This window comes from Caenimonas koreensis DSM 17982 (genome assembly GCF_009646335.1).
In the GTDB taxonomy this organism is placed as follows: domain Bacteria; phylum Pseudomonadota; class Gammaproteobacteria; order Burkholderiales; family Burkholderiaceae_C; genus Ramlibacter; species Ramlibacter koreensis.
Window position 1 is genome coordinate 1 of the sequence record NZ_WJBU01000036.1, and the last position, 3215, is coordinate 3215.

1 protein-coding gene is annotated in these 3215 nt (G+C 59.0%); it reads left to right on the forward strand.

Going from position 1 to position 3215, the window contains the following annotated elements; genetic code table 11:
- Positions 1-146: 146 nt before the first annotated feature.
- Positions 147-3062, forward strand: coding sequence for a Tn3-like element IS1071 family transposase (locus tag GHT07_RS21190; RefSeq protein ID WP_003049965.1), 2916 nt, complete (start codon positions 147-149; stop codon positions 3060-3062).
- Positions 3063-3215 lie beyond the last annotated feature (153 nt).

The following is a 3215-nucleotide window of genomic DNA, read 5'->3' on the forward strand; positions in this document are numbered from 1 at the left end:
CGGGGTCTCCTCGTTTTCAGTGCAATAAGTGACGGTACGCAAAGCTAGCACTGGCGCGGGGGTGGTCTGGGTAGACCGTTGATTTCATTGACTTTCCTGTTCGCTTTGTAAACGGGTATGGTGGCCTCCCACTTTTGAGGTTCACGATGCAGGGTTGGCACACAACGTTTTTGGGGATGCGTGGGCTCCCCCGCGATATCAGCGACTTCGAGATGAAGGCATTTTTCACCTTCGATGGTGCCGAGCGCGACGCAATCAATGCACGCCGAGGTGATTCCCACAAGCTTGGTCTGGCGCTCCATATTGGTTTCCTGCGCATGAGTGGGCGTTTGCTCGGTGCCTTTCGGGTAATTCCAGTAGCCTTGTGGCGCCACCTTGGCAACGAGCTTGGCATTGCAGCACCAGAAGTCGCCTCGCTGAGAGCCATGTATGAACGCGGGCGCACGCTATTCGATCACCAACAAGTAGCCTGCACGGTCCTTGGATTCCAGTGGATGAGCGAGCACCAGCGCCGCTCACTGGTACGTGAACTGCGCGACGAAGTGGCGCGCTGCGCCGACCGCGATCAGCTACTCGTGCGGGCGCGTCAATGGCTGTACAAGAACAAGCTGGTGATCGTGCACGAGCGGGCAATTCGGACACTGATTGCGGCGGCACTTGCCCAGCTTGAAGTTGAAACAGGCACCGCCATCGCCGCCAGCGTTGATCCAGCAACACTTGATCGCTGGCGAGCCTCAGTTTCAGAGCTGCGCCCAGATGGACAAACCCAGCAGAGTTGGCTATGGGCTGCACCGGCGAAACACTCAACCCGCCAAATCAGCGAGGTACTGGAGCGCATCGACCTGCTTTACACGCTGGACGTTCATAAGCACCTGGCAGACATCCCCGATCTCATCTTGCGCCGCTACGCGCGCCGACTTGTCTCCAGGCCGCCCTCAGCCGGAGCCAAGATCAAAGAGCCAGCGCGCACCGTGGAGGTCGCATGCTTTCTTCGGTATTGCCTGTTCACCACCACAGACCAGTTGATCCTTATGGTGCAGCGCCGGATCGCCGATCTGTGGCGTCAGGCTGCCGCCGATGTCCCCGCTACCGTCAATTGGGCCGCAATGTACAAAACGCTGCTCGGCGAACTTGTTGCCTTGAGCGCGCAAGGTGCGGTGCCAGATGCTGAGTTGCGTGCCCGTCTTGAAGCCTTGATCACCGAAACCCAGAAACGCAAACCACCGAGCAGGGCCTCCCTGGTCCGCGAGGGATTGATTGATGGAATTCGCCCCGTGCGGTCGTTGCTCGTCGCCATTGCAAAGCTGCCCTGGCAGGCCACCGGCGAGCATCCTGCCATCGAGTACCTTGCCAAGCTGCAAGCTTTATATCTCAAAGGATCCAGAAAGCTGCCAGTTGAAGTGGTGGCACCAAGTCTGGGAATGATCTGGCAGGTTTCGATCTCCAGCCCAGACCGGGAACGGGCGTTTCAGGCGTTGGAGGTGGCCACCCTGTTTGCCCTGCGCCGCGCGGTGCGCAATGGCTCGGTCTGGATTGAGCACAGCCTGAGCTTTCGGGGTCGTGCGCGCTTGTTCTTCACGGACGAGCGTTGGCAGGCAGAGTCCAAGAAACACTATGCCCGTCTATCGTTACCCAGCAAGGCTGCCACTTTCTTGAAGCCTTTGCTGGCCAGAGTAACTGCCGGTGTCGATGCGGTGGCCGCTGCAGCCCGCAGTGGCGTACTGCGCGTGGATGATGAACTCCATTTGTCGCCATTGCCCGCAGAGGACGAAGACCCAGAAGTGACCAAGCTGCGCGCGGCTTTGGATCACCGCATCGGTGAGGTTCAATTGCCGGAAGTGATTCTGGCCGTTGACGCCCAGGTGCGCTTTAGCTGGATCATGCTCGGACGTGAGCCGCGCTCTACCGACGAGCTGCTGATGGTCTATGCCGGCATCATGGCCCACGGCACCAGTCTGACTGCGGTCGAATGCGCGCGCATGATTCCGCAATTGTCTGCCACCAGCATTCGCCAGGCCATGCGCTGGGCGCGGGACGAACGGCGTCTGAGCCAGGCCTGCCAGGCTGTGCTGGAATTCATGCAGCGACACCCGATTGCCGCCACCTGGGGGCGGTCCGATTTGGCATCTTCTGACATGATGAGCATGGAGACCACCAAACGGGTGTGGCAAGCCCGGCTTGATCCTCGGCGCAACACACCTTCCATTGGAATCTACTCCCATGTAAAAGACCGGTGGGGCATCTTCCATGCGCAGCCCTTTGTGCTCAATGAGCGCCAGGCGGGCGTGGCCATTGAAGGTGTCATCCGCCAAGAAAAGCTGGAGACCAGCCAGCTTGCTGTGGATACCCATGGCTACACCGACTTTGCCATGTCACATGCCCGTTTGCTTGGTTTTGATCTTTGCCCGCGGTTGAAGGAACTCAAACAGCGCCACCTCTTTGTGCCACGCGGCACCAAAGTGCCCGCAGAAATCGCTGCGGTGTGCGAAGCCAATGTCGACGTCGCTTTGATCGAAAAGCATTGGGATAGTCTGGTGCACCTGGCAGCCTCGGTCATGAGCGGACATGCCAGTGCGGTGGCAGCTCTTGCGCGGTTCGGTTCTGCCGCCCAGGGCGATCCAATCTATGAGGCTGGCGTGCAATTGGGGCGGTTGCTGCGTACGGCGTTTTTGGCTGACTACTTTGTCAAGGACGCTTTCAGGAACGAGTTGCGCCGGGTGCTCAATCGGGGCGAGGCTGTTAACGCCCTCAAGCGCGCCATTTATACCGGCCGGATCAGCCCGGCGCAGGCCAAACGTGTCGATGAAATGCAGGCTGTGGCCGATGCGTTGAGCCTGATGGCCAACATCGTGATGGCGTGGAATACCTCACAGATGCAGGCGGTCCTGGATCGCTGGTCGAACCGCCGCCAGGTCATTCCACCGGAACTGATCGGGAAGATTGCGCCCACCAGGCTGGAGAGCATCAACTTGCGGGGTGTGTTTCGCTTCCCGGTTGACCGCTATGCTGACCAAATCCTGCCTTCGCGGCCAAATGCATCGATAACTGGCACCAATGGATGAAACCGACCACGGTTTGACGCCACGAATCGCAGATTTGAAAGTGAACAGGAAAGTCAATGAAATCAACGATCTACCAACACCACCTCCGCGCCAGTGCTAGCTTTTCGTACCGTCACTTATTGCACTGAAAACGAGGAGACCCCCTGTCCCGCA

Excerpts from the sequence above, each read along its gene's own strand:
- GHT07_RS21190 (WP_003049965.1), top strand. The coding sequence starts at position 147 with ATGCAGGGTTGGCACACAACGTTTTTGGGGATGCGTGGGCTCCCCCGC.